This window comes from Clostridia bacterium (genome assembly GCA_034926675.1).
Taxonomy (GTDB): Bacteria; Bacillota; DTU025; order DTU025; family DTU025; genus JAYFQW01.
Genome location: JAYFQW010000088.1, coordinates 1 through 2,132, shown reverse-complemented (window position 1 = coordinate 2,132; position 2,132 = coordinate 1). Strand labels below are relative to the sequence as shown.

1 protein-coding gene is annotated in these 2,132 nt (G+C 56.3%); it reads right to left on the bottom strand.

The genetic code is table 11. From position 1 onward, the window contains the following. Nucleotides 1-236: 236 nt before the first annotated feature. Nucleotides 237-1,952: a transposase gene (locus tag VB144_15385; protein ID MEA4885009.1), complete on the bottom strand. Its 1,716-nt coding sequence runs from the start codon at nt 1,950-1,952 to the stop codon at nt 237-239. Between the last annotated feature and the right edge of the window lie 180 nt (nt 1,953-2,132).

The window sequence follows — 2,132 nt, the reverse complement described above, 5'->3', positions numbered from 1 at the left end:
CTGACGATACGATATTGGTTCCCACAAATCGGTAACAAGGAATCAACACGGGAATTTGGACGCCGTAACCTGGAAATAGTGCAGGAAATACATTCTTTGGGCCCATTGGACAGAGGCTTGGGGCCTGGAGTGGGGTTCGCGGAACAAGAAGGCTCTGCGAGGTACAGCGAACTAGCGCCTCGTATCTGCGGGGCGCGGTTCGATCTGGGCTATGGGCCCGGCATGGTCGGCTGGCTTCATGGGGAGAAGTCTATGTCGTACTGTTCCAGGATTCCCCTGATCCGGTCACGTTGTTCCCTGGTCATCTTTAGTCTGACGCCGGTAAGGGCGGCGAGTTCATCGACGTCGTAGATGCCGTATGACTGGCCTAAGAAGACGATCATCTTGGTTGCGTTATGCGCGGCAAGTTGGCGGCGCCACCGAGCCATGCCGATCCCCTGAAAGGGCTGCGGAGGGGTTCGGAGACTGTCAGATTTCGGCGGGTAAGAAGCAGCCCTTGCGGGTTCCCCCGAGCTCTCGAGCGGCCACAGGCTCGCGTTGAAGTCGTGTCCGCCGGCCATGTAGCGTCTGTATCCGTGGATAATGGCGTAGGTGCACAAAACCATGTAGCAATGGGCGTAGAGCGCGTTCGCCCGCCGTTTCGGCAAGGCGCCTAGGGAGAAAGACTGCTTCCCCTCGCGGTGCAGCGTGTTCTCGATCAGGCTGCGCTCGTCGTAATCGTCGAAAACCACGAACGGGTCGTTTACAGGTCCGTTTGTCAAGAAAACGCACTTTCCGCCGGGACCGTAGTACTTGTTGTCCCACTCGCGCACGGCCACGGCGTTTATCGGCTTGGGGCAGTGGTCTCTGCGCGTGCGGCGGATGGCCTCAGAAGCAGGGGCATACTGGTCGTAGGTGCAGAGCCCCTCGATGCCGACGAGTTCGGTTTCGAGCTTTGATGCACGTCTGAATCTCCCCCGGCCTTTGTACACGGTTCGGCATCTTGATGCCACGTGGCCACCTCCGTATGCGGCAAGGGACCTGGCATCGGCAGTTACGGACATTGTGTTTTTTGACGGGATTACGAAGACAATGCCCATCTCGTCGATCTCGTGAAGCGTTGGGCCGTCGATAAACCCTCTATCCAGGTATATCTTAACAATTCTCGAGCGGTCTCCGAGGTTCTCTTTGGCCTGGTTGATTAGGGCCATCGTATACTGAGATTCGTGTTCATTGATCCTGACGATCTTGGCGGCAAGCGGGATGCGGAGTTTCTGACAAAAGAGCGTGATCAGCTTGAAACCCCGTTCGACGACTTCGATCTCAACGATCTGGCCGGATTTTCCGACTACTTTCTTGATCCGGATCGTGGTTCCGCAGGCGTCGAGATCCTTGAAGCCGTCTGAGACGACCAAGTCTGTAGCATCGACGATGACGGCAAGCTCGCTATCGAGCAGAGCTTTCTGAGCCATCTGAGATATCAAGAGGTTCAAAAGAGCCTCGCTCTCTTCGAAGGTAAACCTCTGAAGCACGTTGGCGATGGTCTGAGCGGAGAAGGGCCTTGGAGGTTTTTTACCAGGCGACCTTCTATGCTGGCCTCTCTTGCACAGGCCCTCCGTGAGAATCAGACCGTTGAAGCCGAGCATCTCCATGAGGGCGGTGTTTGCGAAAAGGAGTTCCGGAAGGGCGTTCATGGACGGTATGCCGGAGAGGATCTTGGCTATGTACGGCAGCACGAAACAGGTCAAGGGAAGCATCATCCGCTTGTATCCGAGAATGTTGAATGACTGAAGCCGGCCGATGAACCCGATATCATTCATGTAGACGAAAACGGAGTCAAGCGCGCCCGCAGAGGTCAGGGGATGGATCGCATCCACCTCTTGACGTTTGAACAGAGCCTGCGCGACGCGCCGATCATCCCTTCGGGCCATCTGGAGGCGGATTGAACGTCTGCAAGTACGTGGTTCGCGCATAGCGGCGCAACCTCCGATGGAACGGCGTTCTGCCGTGCGTATTCCATACGGAGGGGCTCAGTACCTCTGGGATAGATTTACAATTTACAGGGTATCGATAACCAGCAACTGGTCGCCGGGCCTGAACTTATCACCCAAGGGGCGCTGGAAGAAAACTGGGATGCTACATCGTAACGTCAG

Excerpts from the sequence above, each read along its gene's own strand:
- VB144_15385 (MEA4885009.1), bottom strand. The coding sequence starts at position 1,952 with ATGCGCGAACCACGTACTTGCAGACGTTCAATCCGCCTCCAGATGGCC.